Origin of the sequence: Pontibacillus yanchengensis Y32, assembly GCF_000770635.1 — a bacterium.
GTDB classification, from domain to species: Bacteria; Bacillota; Bacilli; order Bacillales; family BH030062; genus Pontibacillus; species Pontibacillus yanchengensis.
Window position 1 is genome coordinate 13,801 of record NZ_AVBF01000021.1, and the last position, 15,842, is coordinate 29,642.

At 40.4% G+C, this 15,842-nt stretch carries 14 protein-coding genes and 1 tRNA gene; 3 read left to right on the forward strand and 12 right to left on the reverse strand.

Going from position 1 to position 15,842, the window contains the following annotated elements:
* Window positions 1-18 precede the first annotated feature (18 nt).
* The 7 genes from gpmI to rpoN all read right to left on the reverse strand — a co-directional run bounded on the left by gpmI (window position 19) and on the right by rpoN (window position 7,607).
* Entirely contained in the window at window positions 19-1,566 is a 1,548-nt protein-coding gene (gene gpmI / locus N782_RS09300; RefSeq protein WP_036818831.1) for a 2,3-bisphosphoglycerate-independent phosphoglycerate mutase, read from the reverse strand.
* Window positions 1,559-2,320 (reverse strand): triose-phosphate isomerase, encoded by a 762-nt coding sequence (gene tpiA, locus N782_RS09305; protein WP_036818833.1) that lies wholly within the window; start codon window positions 2,318-2,320, stop codon window positions 1,559-1,561. The genes gpmI and tpiA overlap by 8 nt, the downstream gene beginning before the upstream one ends.
* Window positions 2,321-2,392: 72 nt before the next feature.
* Window positions 2,393-3,577 carry a phosphoglycerate kinase gene (locus N782_RS09310; protein ID WP_036818919.1) on the reverse strand — a complete coding sequence of 395 codons (1,185 nt, stop codon included), beginning with the start codon at window positions 3,575-3,577 and terminating at the stop codon, window positions 2,393-2,395.
* A 281-nt stretch (window positions 3,578-3,858) separates the two neighbouring features.
* A complete protein-coding gene (gene gap / locus N782_RS09315; protein WP_036818836.1) occupies window positions 3,859-4,866 on the reverse strand; it encodes a type I glyceraldehyde-3-phosphate dehydrogenase in 1,008 nt (335 codons plus the stop codon).
* Between the two features lie 38 nt (window positions 4,867-4,904).
* The gene (locus N782_RS09320) at window positions 4,905-5,933 is read right to left on the reverse strand and encodes a sugar-binding transcriptional regulator (protein ID WP_036818839.1); all 1,029 of its coding nucleotides are present in this window, start codon (window positions 5,931-5,933) and stop codon (window positions 4,905-4,907) included.
* Window positions 5,934-6,081: 148 nt separating this feature from the next.
* Window positions 6,082-6,342, reverse strand: a complete 261-nt coding sequence (locus tag N782_RS09325; protein WP_237582633.1) for a glutaredoxin family protein — start codon at window positions 6,340-6,342, stop codon at window positions 6,082-6,084.
* A complete protein-coding gene (gene rpoN / locus N782_RS09330; RefSeq protein WP_036818842.1) occupies window positions 6,339-7,607 on the reverse strand; it encodes an RNA polymerase factor sigma-54 in 1,269 nt (422 codons plus the stop codon). The genes N782_RS09325 and rpoN overlap by 4 nt, the downstream gene beginning before the upstream one ends.
* A 604-nt stretch (window positions 7,608-8,211) precedes the next feature.
* On the opposite strand from rpoN, the gene N782_RS09335 reads away from it, so the two are divergent.
* Entirely contained in the window at window positions 8,212-9,663 is a 1,452-nt protein-coding gene (locus N782_RS09335) for a UDP-N-acetylmuramoyl-L-alanyl-D-glutamate--2,6-diaminopimelate ligase (protein WP_036818845.1), read from the forward strand.
* A 269-nt stretch (window positions 9,664-9,932) separates the two neighbouring features.
* On the opposite strand, the gene N782_RS09340 is transcribed toward N782_RS09335, so the two are convergent.
* Both N782_RS09340 and N782_RS09345 read right to left on the reverse strand, forming a co-directional pair.
* The gene (locus N782_RS09340) at window positions 9,933-10,187 is read right to left on the reverse strand and encodes a hypothetical protein (protein ID WP_036818847.1); all 255 of its coding nucleotides are present in this window, start codon (window positions 10,185-10,187) and stop codon (window positions 9,933-9,935) included.
* Between the two features lie 148 nt (window positions 10,188-10,335).
* A tRNA-Arg gene (locus tag N782_RS09345) sits at window positions 10,336-10,409 on the reverse strand.
* 122 nt (window positions 10,410-10,531) lie between these two features.
* Between N782_RS09345 and N782_RS09350 the strand changes: the two genes are divergently transcribed.
* Together N782_RS09350 and clpP are read left to right on the forward strand one after the other, a co-directional pair.
* The gene (locus N782_RS09350; RefSeq protein ID WP_036818849.1) at window positions 10,532-10,942 is read left to right on the forward strand and encodes a hypothetical protein; all 411 of its coding nucleotides are present in this window, start codon (window positions 10,532-10,534) and stop codon (window positions 10,940-10,942) included.
* Window positions 10,943-11,483: 541 nt separating this feature from the next.
* A complete protein-coding gene (gene clpP, locus N782_RS09355) occupies window positions 11,484-12,134 on the forward strand; it encodes an ATP-dependent Clp endopeptidase proteolytic subunit ClpP (RefSeq protein ID WP_272913644.1) in 651 nt (216 codons plus the stop codon).
* Window positions 12,135-12,329: 195 nt separating this feature from the next.
* Here the strand turns inward: clpP and N782_RS09360 are convergent, their stop codons facing one another.
* The 3 genes from N782_RS09360 to N782_RS09370 all read right to left on the reverse strand — a co-directional run bounded on the left by N782_RS09360 (window position 12,330) and on the right by N782_RS09370 (window position 15,182).
* Window positions 12,330-13,400, reverse strand: a complete 1,071-nt coding sequence (locus N782_RS09360) for a serine hydrolase domain-containing protein (protein WP_036818853.1) — start codon at window positions 13,398-13,400, stop codon at window positions 12,330-12,332.
* 380 nt (window positions 13,401-13,780) lie between these two features.
* Window positions 13,781-14,662, reverse strand: coding sequence for a diacylglycerol/lipid kinase family protein (locus tag N782_RS09365; RefSeq protein ID WP_036818855.1), 882 nt, complete (start codon window positions 14,660-14,662; stop codon window positions 13,781-13,783).
* Window positions 14,663-14,822: 160 nt separating this feature from the next.
* Complete coding sequence (locus tag N782_RS09370) at window positions 14,823-15,182, reverse strand: VOC family protein (RefSeq protein WP_084103038.1); 360 nt, start codon at window positions 15,180-15,182, stop codon at window positions 14,823-14,825.
* Window positions 15,183-15,842 lie beyond the last annotated feature (660 nt).

Here is a 15,842-nt window from a genome sequence, read left to right on the forward strand (position 1 = left end):
GAAAAACTCTCCTTTTTTTTATTGATCAGATTTTTTGATTAAGGATTCGCCTGTCATTTCTTTCGGCAATTCTACTTGTAGTAAATCAAGTAGGGTTGGAGAAAGATCGCCCAGGATTCCTCCATCACGTAGTTCAATTCCGTCCTTCGTTACGATAACAGGGACAGGATTTGTCGTATGAGCTGTCATTGCTTTACCTTCAGGTGTTGTTACCTCATCTGCATTACCATGGTCTGCAGTGATGATGGCATGGCCACCTTTGTCGGTAATCTTATCAATGATTTTTCCTAAGCATTCATCCACTGTCTCGATTGCCTTAATCGTTGGCTCCATCATTCCACTGTGACCAACCATGTCAGGGTTTGCGAAGTTAAGGATGATTGCGTTGTGCTTGTCTGCATCAAGTTCCTTGAGCAGGGCATCAGTCACTTCATACGCACTCATTTCTGGTTGCAAGTCGTAGGTTGCAACTTTAGGAGAATCGATTAGGATTCGTTCTTCTCCTTCAAATTCTGCTTCACGTCCACCACTCATAAAGAAGGTAACGTGTGGATATTTTTCCGTTTCCGCAATGCGCAGTTGCTTCATGTTGTTCTGGGCAAGTACTTCACCTACTGTGTTATCCAGATTTACTGGCTTGTAGGCAACATAGCCATCAACGGTTTCACTAAAGTTTGTCAGCATTACAAAATGAAGGTTCTGTGGAGCTTTATCTCCACGATCGAACTCACGGAAATCTTCATTTGCAAACGTACGAGAAATTTGGATTGCACGGTCTGGACGGAAGTTATAGAAGATAATGGAATCTTCATCTTCCACCGTCGCACGTGGATTACCGTCTTCATCTGTTAACACAGATGGAAGTACGAATTCATCATAGATTTCGTTTGCGTACGAATCATCTACAAGCTGGATAGGATCTTGATAAGCAGGACCTTCACCGTAAACCATTGCGCGGTAGGCCTTTTCCACGCGGTCCCAGCGTTTGTCTCGGTCCATGGAATAATAACGGCCAGAGAGAGTAGCTAATTCTCCCACACCTAGTTCTTCCATCTTGTTTTGAAGTGCTTCGATATATTGCTTGGCAGATTTCTGTCCTACGTCACGACCATCTAGGAATCCGTGTATATAGACTTTCTCTAGATTACGGTTAGCTGCCATTTCAAGCAATGCATACAAGTGCTCGATATGGCTGTGAATACCGCCATCAGATAACAAACCGAATAGGTGTAATGCTTTATCATTTTGCTTCGCGTTCTCAATGGCTTCGATAAAGCGTTCATTTTCAAAAAAGTCGCCTTCTCGAATGGACATATTCACGCGGGTTAAGCTTTGATACACAATACGACCAGCACCAATGTTTAAGTGACCAACTTCGGAGTTCCCCATTTGGCCTTCCGGTAGGCCTACAGCTTCTCCTTTAGCGGTAAGCTGCGTATGAGGATACTGATTCCAAAGGCGATCGAAGTTTGGTGTGTTCGCTTGTTTTACAGCATTTCCGTACTCTTCTTCACGCAGTCCATATCCATCAAGGATGATGAGAGCTGCTAAGTTGTTGTTACTCATGTTTGCCTGCCTCCACTAATTGTAAGAAAGAATCAGCTTTAAGACTTGCGCCACCTACTAGTGCACCATCAATGTCAGATTGGCCAAGTAACTCTTCTACGTTAGCTGGCTTCACGCTTCCACCGTACTGAACGCGTAGTTGATTAGCAGCTTCTTCGTTCGCGAAGCTTTTTACAACGTTACGAATGTGTGCGCACATTGCATTTGCATCTTCTGCTGTTGCTGTTTTGCCTGTGCCAATCGCCCAGATTGGTTCATATGCAATAATGACATCTTGTACTTGTTCATTTGTTAAGCCTTCAAGCGCTTTTTTTACTTGTGCTTCTACTACTTCACTAGCTTGATCTGCTTCACGTTGCTCATCAGACTCGCCAACACATACGATTGGAGTAAGATTGTGTTTAAAGGAAGCATGTACTTTCTTGTTAACAGATTCATCTGTTTCAGCGAAAAGTTCACGACGCTCAGAGTGACCTAATACAACATAATCTACTCCGATGTCTTTTAGCATTTCTGGACTAACTTCACCTGTGAATGCGCCATTATCTTCATGGTACATGTTCTGTGCACCGATTTTCACATCACTACCTGCTGCTTTTTGAACAAGTGGATGAAGATGTGTGAATGGTGCTACCACAACGGTTTCAACCTGATCGAAGGAAGGTACGTCACCTTTTACATCTGTAACGAAATCTTCAGCTTCGTTTAAAAGTTTGTTCATTTTCCAGTTACCTGCAATCACTTTTTTACGCATGATGTCACCTCGTCTTTTCAATTTTTCAAACGTGTTAGAGGCTCTTTGCCTGTCGTTCTATTATTCAGTCGTTTATTTGTCGTTAAGCGCTACAACGCCAGGAAGATCTTTACCTTCCATGAACTCTAGAGAAGCTCCGCCACCTGTAGACATGTGATCCATTTGATCAGAATAACCAAATTTTTCAACAGCTGCTGCGGAGTCGCCGCCGCCGATTACAGTATAGCCTTCTGTTTGACCTAGAGCTTCTGCAACGCCTTTTGTACCCTTAGCGAACGTTTCTAGTTCAAAAACGCCCATAGGTCCATTCCAGATAACTAGCTTAGAGTTTTTCACAATGTCGCTATATTTTTCAATGGTCTTCGGACCGATATCCATTGCTTCCCAATCTGCTGGGATGCTATCGATATCAACAGTTTGCGTATTCGCATCATTAGAGAAGTCATCTCCAACGATAACGTCTACAGGCATAACGAAATTAACGCCTTTTTCTTCTGCTTTTTGCATATATTCTTTAGCAGTTTCGATTTTATCTTCTTCTAATAAGGATTTTCCGATTTCATAGCCTTGTGCTTTTACGAACGTATAAGCTAGTCCACCGCCGATAATTAAGTTATCTACCTTATCAATTAAGTTATCAATTACGCCAATTTTGTCTTTCACTTTAGCGCCACCAATAATAGCAGTAAATGGTCTGTCAGGGTCTTGTAACGCATTCCCAAGGACACGCAGTTCCTTTTCCATCAGGTAGCCTGCTACTGCTGGAATGTGGTGTGCAATACCTTCCGTTGAAGCATGAGCACGGTGAGCAGCACCAAAGGCGTCATTAACATAAACGTCTGCAAGATTTGCGAATTGCTTCGCTAGTTCTGCATCGTTCTTTTCTTCGCCTGGGTAGAAGCGAACATTTTCAAGAAGTAGTACATCGCCTGATTCCATTTGGGAAATCGCCTCGTCTACTTCGCTACCGTATGCTTCGTCCGTTTTGGTAACGGTACGGTCCATCAGGTTACTTAAGCGTTTAGCTACTGGATCTAGTCGTAGCTCTTCCACCGCTTCACCTTTAGGTCGGCCAAGGTGGCTTGCAAGAATTACTTTTGCACCTTGTTCGATTAAATATTGAATGGTTGGAATTGCAGCACGGATACGAGAATCATCCGTTACTTCACCATCTTGCATTGGTACGTTGAAATCAACGCGGCAAAAAACCTTTTTCCCTTTCACATCTACGTCTTGAATGGACTTCTTTTCATTCACGTTCACGGGAATAGGACCTCCTTTTTAATTACCTTGGAATGAGTTTTATCTTCCCCTGTATGTACGTTCCCATCTTTCCTTGATGAGCAAACGTGTAACAAGGATTTGAAACAGAAATGAAAAGATGCCGACATGGTAAAGTTATGGTGTGCTTCCATTCTTTTCAAAGACTATTTCAAACAAACATCGCAAAGGAGGAGGTATGCTCCCCCTTCACTTTGCGATGGTGTCCCTTATCTTAATACGATTTTCAAGGTATTAAATCCTTCTTATTTTAAGAATTAAAGACCTTGGTTAGCTAGATAAACAGCTAGGTCTACACAACGGTTAGAGTAGCCATACTCGTTGTCATACCAAGAAACAACTTTTACCATGTTGTCTTCGATAACTAGAGTAGATGCAGCATCGATAGTAGAAGAAGCTGTGCTACCGTTATAGTCAACAGATACAAGTTCTTTTTCTGTATAGTCTAAGATGCCTTTTAGATCGCCTTCAGCTGCTTCTTTAAGAGCTGCATTCACGTCTTCAGCAGATACGTTTTGATCTAATTCAGCAACAAGGTCAACTAGAGAAACGTTCTTCGTTGGAACACGCATAGCCATACCAGAAAGCTTGCCATCTAGTTGTGGAAGAACTTTCGCAACAGCACTAGCTGCACCAGTAGTTGTTGGAATGATGTTTTCAGCTGCCGCACGTGCACGACGATAGTCTTTGTGAGGTGCGTCTTGGATTTGTTGGTCAGCTGTGTAAGAGTGAACTGTAGTCATCATACCGCGCTTAAGACCGAACTTCTCATCAAGAACTTTCGCGTATGGTGCTAGGCAGTTTGTTGTACAAGATGCGTTGGAGATAACGTGGTGGTTGTCTTTGTCATAGTCACCTTCGTTAACACCCATAACAACTGTAAGGTCTTCGCCTTTAGCTGGAGCAGAGATGATAACTTTCTTCGCGCCTGCATCAAGGTGCTTACTAGCATCCTCGCGCTTCGTGAAGCGACCAGTAGATTCGATTACAATGTCAACGCCTTGCTCGCCCCAACTTAAGTTAGCTGGATCGCGCTCAGATAGAACAGTGATTTCTTTTCCACCTACTACTAGGTTTTTACCGTTCACTTCCACTTCTTCTGAGAATGTACCATGTACGGTGTCATATTGAAGTAGATGAGCTAGCATGTCTGCATCTGTAAGGTCGTTAAGTGCTACGATTTCTACATCGTCGTTGTTCCAAGCTGCGCGGAATACGCTACGTCCGATACGTCCGAAACCGTTAATACCAATTCTGATTGCCATGAAAAATTCCTCCTTGAGCATTCTTGGATATTTTTATATTAAAGGGAATTTCCCTTTAGTAACTCTTTTGCTGCACCTTCATCTGTGATAAGTACATTGGATTGTGCTTGTTGAAAGTAGGATGAAATCGCCTGGGCTTTTGACCGGCCTCCTGCTACCGCAATAACACAATTAGTATGTTGTAAATCTTCTAATTGGATTCCTACTGTGCGTACCTTGTGCACAATATCTCCATGTTGGTTAAAGTAATAGCCAAATGCTTCACCTACGGCATTGCCATGTTGGATTGTTTCCATAACATCACTTGGAGTTTTTCTTCGATCAGCCATCGTAATCGCATCACCGATACCATGTACGATAATGTTCGCCCCTCGAATTAACTCAAGTACTTCTTTCACGGAAGGTTCTCCAATAATGGTTTGGTAGGATTCTTCGCTAAGAGGATCAGGTACATATAACAAGCGATAATTCCCATTTGCTTTCTTCGCCATTTCAGCACAAATCGTGTTCGCTTGATTTTCAAGCTGTTCCCCTAGGCCACCTCTAGCCGGTACAAATAGACAATTTCTTGCCTTCTCTAATGGAGTCATCATTTCAGCTACTGCTGCGATTGTGCCTCCACCAGTAACGGCAATGGTCTCGTTCGATTTTAATTGTTGCTTCATGTATCGAACGCATGCCTTACCCATTTCCTGTTTTACCCATGAGAGTTCATCACTATTCCCAGGAACCACTACGACATGTTGTAAGTTCAATTGCTGTTTTAGTTGTTCCTCTAATTGTGTTACACCTTTTAGCTCTTTCATAAACTCACTGAGTTGAAAAATAACTTGCTTGCCTTCATTGGTTAAGTGCATTCCCTTGGTGGTAACCTCAATGAAACCCTGCTCATGTATGAAATCAATTTCAGAACGAACGGTACGTTCTGCGATTTTCATATTTTCAGCAAGACTTCTTCTACCAATTGGTTCCATCAATTGGATGAAATGAAGAATTTCATATCTTCTTTGCATAACTTCCAATACATCGGGGAATAGTTTACTCTGTAAGTCTATTAGTGCCCTCATGGTAAAGCTCCTTTGCTGTATGCAAGCCTCAGCGGGAGCTTTTTTGTCCCGCTATGCCGTATTATGTCCCAGTAGGACCAAAAAAATACGTTCAAGCTCACTTACAGGTTTATTGTAACAGTACCCCTTTGCCCTTGCAACTAAGAGGTTACGCATTTTTCTGATGTAAACGGTTTCTAATTAAATGTTCACTAATTTGCCCAAAATCCACTTCTTCTCCGTCGATTTCGACTACAGGAATCATCACTTGATATCGTTCTAATAAACGGTCATCTTCATAGATATCCAGCTCTTTAATAGTAAAATCAAATTCCCCCTGAAGCTCTTTTAACACGGCTTTTGCATCCTCACATAAGTGGCAGTCTTTTTTTCCATATAAAATGATTTCTTGGTTCATCGATTGTGTCATCCTTTCTTTTTCCTTTCTGTAGAGGAAGGGATACGTAATTCTTTTCGATATTTTGCCACTGTTCGTCTAGATAAGTAAATACCAAACTCGTCCTTTAGCATTACACTAAGGGTTTGGTCTGAATAAGGCTTCTTTGGGTCCTCAAGCTGAATCGTTTCTTTTAGTAATTGCTTAATCGTGTAGGAAGATGCTTCTTGTCCCTTTCGCATTTTAACGCCTTGCTGAAAGAAGAATTTCACTGGATAAATGCCATGCGGTGTTTGAATATACTTATTGCGAATGGCACGACTAACGGTAGACACATGTAAGGTAACCTCATCTGCAATTTCACGCAACCGTAACGCATGTACTTGCATAGGTCCTGCATCAAAAAAGGCTTCTTGCTTCTGCACAATGCTCTCTATAATAGACAACACATTCTTTTTCCGTTGCTCAATTGCCATTTGAAGCCACTCGGCATGCTTATATTTCTCCTGGATAAACGCCTGAGCTTCTTGGTCCTTTTCGGATAAATGAAGGAACGATTCATCCATTGTAATAGTAGGTTGATTATAGACAGATAGTTCTACTTGCCATGCTCCATCTTTCTTATAAATATAGGCATCAGGAACGATATAATCCTGCTGGACCGGCGCAACTTGAAGACCTGGCCTTGGATGACAGCTTTGGATCAGATCTATTGCGTCCTTTGCTTCCTCATCAGTAAAGTCATAGATTTCAGCAATTCTCTCCACATCTTGATCCGCTACAAGTTGTAAATGGTTGTGTACCAAATCAATTACATTTGCTCCACATCCGAGGCGTTGTAACTGGAGGGAGATACTCTCCTGTAACGACCATGCACCTATTCCTGCTGGTTCTAACGACTGAATAATTTGGATGGCCTCTTCCATCGTTTCTTGATTAACCTGAACTTCCCTTTCCCACTCTTGCACATCTATATCAAAATAGCCATGCTCATTTAAACTATCTATCCCAAATTCAACTGCCTGCTTCACTTGTGCTTTCATAGGAATATCTAAAAGCTGATCTTTTAGATACTCATACAAATCCTGCTCTTTCTCCGGCACCCCTGAAACAGGATACGCACTTCCGGAAGAAGGAAGTTCCCCTTTCTTCCACTCTAAAAGAGGATTCTCCTCCACTTGCTTTTCTAAGTATTCTTCCAGCTCTACTCCATTATATTGAAGGATTTCGATAGCCTGACTTAAACGTTGCGTCATTTTCCACGTAAGCTTTTGCTCTTGCGTTAACTGTGGTTTCACCTTTTTCGCCCCTAATTCCTAGAAAACGTTTACATCTATTGTATCAAATTTTGTATTTATTAGAGAGAGGTTTTACATTCAATACTTTTACTGGGATAATAATTTTTATTGCTTCGGATTACTTTTTATCTTAATAAGCGATGTACAGGCGGCGGACGTGCGTTGGGATTCGCTGGGACCTTTTGCGAGCAAGTTTTCGAAATTAAGAGCGACTTTCTTTATATAGGATCGACTTTTTAATTTTTGGAGCGACTTTTTCCACATTCAGAGCAACTTTTTCAAAATAGGAGCGACTAGCCCCTTAGCCAAATCATTAAAATGATGAGTAAAAGAAATCTTGTTTATCTTATATGCCATTAGCTAGAATTGCGACTATAGAATTTTTTTATGTCACAATCCGCGTTAACCATCTATCCCTCATTATATTTCTTTAGTAACACATAGTAACGTTTAGTTTTTTTAAGTTAGGTATAGGATAAAAGTGTGTACCATTTACCTTTTACCACCCAATTGTACTTAACAAGTATTGATTCTATATCTCCCCTATTAAAAAGAACAGATAACAACGAAATACATAATATATGCTTCATTTAAGGAGAGCAAAATGACGATTCAGGAATTACTACACGAACTGCAAACAGAACTAGAAAGTTATCAACTATACGGAAAAGAAGATACCCCTATTTATGGTATAGAAGATGACTCTCGTAACGTTAAGGAAGGCTATGTATTTGTAGCCATACAAGGGTATAGTAGAGATGGCCATGATTATATCGACGAAGCTCTTCAAAATGGTGCTTGCGCAATAATCGTAGACAAGGAAGTCCCTAGTTATTCCGTTCCTTATTTTAACGTGAAAAATAGTAGGAAAGCTTTAGGTGTCATAAGTAAGAGCTTTTACCATTCCCCATCAAAGGATAAAATGCTTATTGGCATAACAGGAACGAACGGAAAAACAACTACTAGCTACTTATTAAAGCAAGTAATAGAAGCCAATGGTCAATCCTGCTCTCTAATAGGCACGACACAAAACATTATTAACGGAGAGGTCTCCCCTTCTATCAATACCACACCAAATTCACTTGGTTTAAACAAACTGTTAACTGAAAGCAATGATCAAGTAGTTATCATGGAAGTATCTTCTCACGCTTTAACCCAATATCGTGTTGAAGGGATGGAATTTGATTACGCTTTATTTACTAACCTTAGCCAGGATCACTTAGATTATCATGCTTCCATGGAAGAGTATTTTGAAGCAAAAAGCATGTTGTTCGGCATGTTGAAAGAAAACGGTAAAGCTGTGGTTAATATAGATGATGGGTGGGGGGAGCAGTTAGCACATAACTTACAGAGTAAAGTATCCCTCTACACTATCGGAAAAGATGAGCAGAGTGATTTCAGGATGAATCCTAAGAGTATGAGCCCACCCTCTCTAGAAGTTCAAGCTGGCAGTCATACAATCACTATATCCCCTGAGCTGAAGGGACTTTACAATATGTACAACGTTACCATGGCTTTCGCAACTGCACAGCTTATAGGAATAGACCCTGATACAATCAAAAAATCACTAGAAGCGTTTGCTGGGGTGGAGGGACGCTTCCAAGTGTACAAGCAACAAGGCGGGGCTACTGCAGTAATCGATTATGCTCATACACCGGATGCCATTTTTCATTGCCTTACAACCGTAAGAGAACAAGGCGCACGAAACATCATTCATGTATTCGGTTTTAGAGGAGATAGAGACCCTACTAAACGAGCGTCGATGCTGTCCACCTCTAGCGAACTAAGTGATTCCTATATCTTAACCTTTGATAACCTAAACACGGTTTCTTCTAATAATATGAAGGACACTCTATTGCATTTACAGAATGAACACGGTAATGAAAAGGGAACTGTTATACCCGACCGTACTCTCGCAATAAAACAAGCTTTGGAGTGGGCCGGTGAGGAAGATTGGGTTGTGATAACTGGAAAAGGAAATGAGAAATACCAACAAGAATATGAGCTCCAGACAAGTTCTGATCCTGATACTGTTTCGTTACTTACGAAGGCATAAACATTAAGAAGTAGACCTGTACACACCTTTTCTTATGAACAAAAGCGCAAGCGCCCGTTAAGCGACGTACAAACTGCTGCCCACACGACGTGGGTTGGTTCGATGTTGCTACGTGACGTAGCGATTTTAATCGAATTTCCCTTGAATCCGTATGAGATAAAGGAAACACGAAGAGCGTTAGCGATTCGATGTTGACTTATCGTAAGGAGGTGCAGGAAGTTTGCTAGTCGCTGGGCGCTGGGCGCTGGAGCTGGACATAAAGAAAAGCACTACTGATCAACGTTCTTAGAATAATGGTAAAACTCCGTTTGTTTTTGGAGAATTTGGTTTTGTTTAGAGAGTAATGAGATGACTTCTGACATTCCAATCAAAAACAATCCTATAAACAACCCAGCAATGGCACAGATGAGAAGGATATTACCTGGAGCTTGAAAAAAGACAAAACCTGTCAAACAACCGATACTAACGAGGAAAATCCCTATATAGAATAAAGCTTTAGAGATTCTATTTTTACTATCATTCATCACCTTCACACTCCAGACTACATAATTATTTTCTATATGGTATCACACATTTTCCATGTATTGTATGTAGAAGAAGGTGTAATTGGAGTCTGTTATATAAAAAAAACCTCCCTATAAAATTAGGGAGGTTACTCATTTCATTATAGAATGCGCCCGGAGGGATTCGAACCCCCGACCTTTAGAACCGGAATCTAACGCTCTATCCAACTGAGCTACGGGCGCATGAAAAGGACAAGTATTATTATAAGGGTTACAGCTTCTGTAATTCAAGTGGCAATTTTCGTATGAGTCTCCTCTGCATGCCTTAGCACCCTCTAGGAAAAGCTATCCTAAGAGGTGATACAATGAGCTCAGGTATGCTTTTATGGACTTTATTTTTATTCATGATTTTCTTTATTGGCATTATTAAATATTTTTGCTATCCCATTCCCATTTTACAACACTATTCAGAACAACCACCTACCCATTCAACTTCCTTACGTAAAATGTATTACATTTTACAAGTCAATGGCTATATACCATTTACCCATGTGAAAGTTGGAAAGGTTAACGTTGACATTGCATTGTTAGACGTAAAAGTAGCTATTCTGTATTATAGAGCACAGGATTTACTATTTCCTGCAAAAAAACGTCGTATGGAAAAGCACAAACAGTTTCTACAGCGAAATGGTTGGACTGTGTGGTATGTAAGGGAAAAAGACCTAACCCAGCAGTTCCATCAAACCATGCACAAAATCAAAGATCTCAAAAAATAATCCCCGTTTCTGATGTTTATCTTTTATAGATAGGGGAAAAATTGTGTAGTGTGCTACCTTTTTGCATACACATGTAAAAGAAGGAAGGTCAAACGTACATAAATCACGAATATATATATACAAAAGCGCAAGCGCCCGGTTTGCGACGTATATGCTGCGGCCCACACGATGTGGGTTGGTTCGATGTTGCTACGTGATGCAGCGATTTTAATCGAACTTCCTTTAAAACCGTAGGAGATAAAGGCAACACGAAATCATGCGTGATTCGATGTTAACTTATCGTACGGAGGCGAGGGAAGCATACTAGTCGCTGGGCGCTGGAGCTGGACGCGGCAAAAGCGGAAGCGACTGCTTAGCTCCGTACGCATAAGCAAGATTTTCGTAAGAGGCGTTTAGCCTCTGGAGAAAAGATTGCTTATGACGCTAGGAGCTAGGAGCCGCAGCTGGACGTGGCAAAAGCTCAGGGGCCCGTTCAGTAAGCCATACAGAATAGAAAAATAAAGGTAAAACCTTTTGTTTGACCTTCCCTGACCTTACATGTATGATAAACATAGTTACTTACTTTTCTGTACATCAGAATTATTTAAAGGAGGAACATTCCATGAATTTAATACCTACAGTTATTGAACAAACAAACCGTGGTGAACGTGCATATGACATTTACTCCCGTTTGTTAAAAGACAGAATTATTATGCTAGGCAGTGGCATTGATGATAACGTAGCAAACTCTATTGTTGCGCAAATGCTATTCCTATCTGCTGAGGATCCAGACAAAGATATCTCACTATACATTAACTCCCCAGGTGGTTCCATCACAGCTGGAATGGCCATCTATGATACAATGCAGTTTATCAAACCAAATGTATCTACAATCTGCACAGGTATGGCTGCTTCAATGGGCGCTTTCCTTCTTGCAGCAGGTGAACCAGGCAAGCGTTTCGCACTTCCAAACAGTGAAGTAATGATTCACCAACCACTAGGTGGTACGCAAGGTCAAGCAGCAGACATCCAAATTCACGCGAACCGCATTATCAAAATGCGCGAAAAACTAAACCAAATTCTTTCTGAGCGTACAGGTCAAGATTATGAAGTAATCGCACGCGACACAGACCGCGACAACTTCATGTCAGCTCACGAAGCGAAAGAATATGGCCTTATCGACAGCGTAATGGAGAAGAAAACGGACGAATAGAAAATAACTAATAAAGCTTTGGTCGTTTTAGATTATAAAACACTAGAGAGCAATATTTTTCGCATACGAATTCGTAATTAATTCGTATGCGATTTTTTGTGATGAGAACAACATTTTCATAACTTCTCAGCTACAAATTTAGTTATACATGACAGCCCAGCTCTTACTTCCAGCATAAGTTAAAGTTAAATACACTTAACTAATTAACTCTTTGAAAACAGCATTTGCAATATTTGCATTAACGTTGTCCTCTAAACTCAGTGCAATCTTTAGCAACCTGATTAGTTTTAATTGAATGGTAGAAAAGACAACAATTCCAATTCCTCTTTCTTTTAAAAAACCACAATACGTATGGAACCCAAGGGTGGTCCCTCCATGATGAATGATTGGTTCGGTACACCATTCTTTTTTCTCGATAAACCAGCCTAACCCCATTTTTGTTTTTTTAGATGGTGTATTTCCGTGAATTTGATGAGAAAGAGATACCGCATCCTTTAAATGGGTGTCCCTCATGCCCATTTGGTATTCTAAGTAAGTGAGCATATCATGTAGTGTACTCTTTAATATTCCTGCCCCAGGTGTTGCTGGAATCTCAATCTGCGGGATTCGTTCTCCTTTTGCATTATAAGAGGTCGTGTAACGGTTTAGATTTTCATCCTTTACAGTTACAAAGGTATCCATCATACCAAAAGGAGTTAAAATTTGCTCGGTTATCGCAGTTTCATAATCCTCCCCCAATATGTCGCATAATACATTACCAAGCAATCCTACCCCTAAGTTAGAGTATCCCCATTTCTTACCTATATGTTTTTTCAATGGATAATCAGTAAAAAAACGATGTAAATCTTCGGTTGTGTAATACTTAAAGACATTATGTTTGGCATCCTCATCCTGCTTCATTCGTTTTCGTAAAACCTTCATATCTTCTCTAGGCAGCCCAGAAAGATGAGTGGAAAGGTGCCTGAACGTAATCTCTTTTCCATTATTCACTAATGACTTTTTATATTCTGGCTTGTATTTTACAATCGGATCGTCTAGAGATATCGTTCCCTCTACAACCATCTTAGCTAGCAAAAGGCTAGTAAAGGTTTTCGTCGTAGATCCAATTTCAAAAATCATATCTTTCACATTTGTTTCATTAGGTTCATCGTAAAATTGTCCGTCATAAAATCGTCCTTCTTTCGTTACAACCCCAATAGCAATACTTCCATTCTTTGCCTTTCTTAATTCTTTTTCTGTTAAAGCTTCATACCATTCTTTCTTCATGATTTCTCCTCCTTTAAAACAATGGCATTTAAGATCATGCCCCCTTAGCACTTAATGCCTTCTAAATGGAATATATTATTTTTTTAATCAGGGGAGTGAGTATGTTCACCTTAATTCCATTTCCTTATAATCAACTTGTTTTACTCCCCCATTCACTTGAGTTTATTCTTTGTAGTGTTAAAAAATTTGCAACTTTTGACACTAGAAGATGATTATTATATAAAACAGAGTCCCCCAAGTACCTATTTCAATTAAACATCACAAAAAAAGTAGTTCCATATGGAGTGCAAAATAGAAATTTGCACTTCAAGACGGAACTACTTCCTACATTAGGTACCTAATAACTCGTTTAGTATTTATCTATCAAAACAAGCTACTTGTTATTCTACTATCACATCAATATGAGCAGGTTTGACATCAATGGAAACAGGTAAAGGATCTCCTTCTTCCCCATCTACATTTGTCACAAGTTTATCCTCTGAACTTACGTGGAGGTTTTGTGCTGTGAAATAATCAACGTCATCGTCATCCTTCAGATGCCCACGTAGAATCGATGTAACAATAGATGATAGGCGAACCATATTTACTTTTTTAATAATATAGCAATGGAGAACGCCATCATTCACTTCCGCTTCCGGGGCAAGTTTTTCGAACCCAGCAGTAGAATTTGTTAAGGCAGCTAGAAAAAGGAACGATTCCCCTTCCCACGTTTGATCACCGTGCTCTATTTTTAGTTGGTACTCCTTTTGATGAGTCAGTGTTTTGAAGCCTTCCAACATGTAAGCAAGCGGACCAAACTTTGTTTTTTCCTCAGGTGTCACCTCATATATAGCTTCAGCAACAGACCCTATCGCGATAATATTAACAAAGTAACGATCATTGAAGCGTCCAATATCGACGCTTCTTGTATTGTCAGAATGCAAGATTTCAATCGCTTTTTTCGGATCAAGTGGGACATTAATAGCTCGAGCGAAATCATTTACGGTACCAAGTGGAATAATGCCTAGCTTTGGACGATGGTGTTGGTCAACCATTCCATTAACGGTTTCATTTAATGTACCATCGCCACCTAGAGAGACGACTAAATCAAATTCATTTTTACACGCGTCCTGGCAATACTTCGTCGCGTCGAGCTCTTTCTCCGTTTGGGAGACCTGAACCTCGTAGCCTTTATTCGCTAATATTGAGCGTATATCTTCAACATAATCAACCGCATCCTCTTTACCAGACGAAGGATTGACGATTATCATTGCTTGTTTCAAATGAAAAAACCTCCTCTATCACACTCGCTCCTATACATATTCCATATTTTGTCCCTTTAGAAACTAGGAAATGAAAAAAGATGCGGTTTTTATTATGAAGTAGAGAACCAAGCTGTTTGAAAGCTGGTTCTGTACACCACATAAATCTAAACATTTAGTACTACTCAAAATAACATACTTCAATTTTATTCCCGTCAGGATCACGGAAGTTAAAGAACTTGTTTGTCCCATCATTTTCAATAGGGGTCACGGCAACATTTCGTTCCTGTAACGTTTTATGTACAGCATCAATTTCGCTGGCATATAAAATTGGATAAGTGGAAGTAGTAGCTACTTCCGCCAAATCAATCTCTTCAATGGTTATCGGTGTCTGCCCTTCTCCTACTTGTAAAACCACATATTCTTTCGTTTGATAGAGAACAGTAAACTCAAGAATATCTTTATACCACGCTGTAGCCTCATCTAAGTCAGTAACTCCGACTACAATGGTATCGACTCTCGTAAACAAACCCAATTTCATCAACTCCTATTGGTAATCATTCTTTTCTATACCCTTTTCGTTAAATTGTAATCAATCCCTTTTTTACCAAAAGACTCTGTTTAAGTTTAGTGTTGAATTTGGAATCATCGAATCAAAATAGCTTATTCAAGATAAGAAGCATTCATCTGGAATAAGGAGTGTTGGTGGTGAGTGGTTGATTCGTTGGGAATTCACTCGCTTTCCGCGGACAATCGGTGAAGCCTCCTCGTTCGGCTTCGCCTCTCTGCGGGGTCTTCACTCGATCGTATTTCCGCAGGAGTCTCGCAAATTCCCACCGAATCAACGCCATGTTTTGGAATCCTTATCAAGGAAGGCAATTTCCTTTTATTTGGATTAAGGGGAAAGTTTCAACACTATTGATTCATATATTCAAGGTGGTAAAACATGCTGAAATCCCTTTGATATCATGTGTTCTAAGATGATAAATAGATTGGCTAATTGTTAACATCATAATACTCAACCTAGCACTAACTACGATGGATCCGTTATTCGATATACCGATGGGCGGAGGGAAATGGTGAGACTCCTGCGGAAGAAGGGACAATGCGAGACCCCACAGAAAGGCGTAGCCGAACGAGGAGGCTCGCATGTTCCTCCGCGGAAAGCGAACCATTTCACCGCAGCCCTTTCCTCACAAAC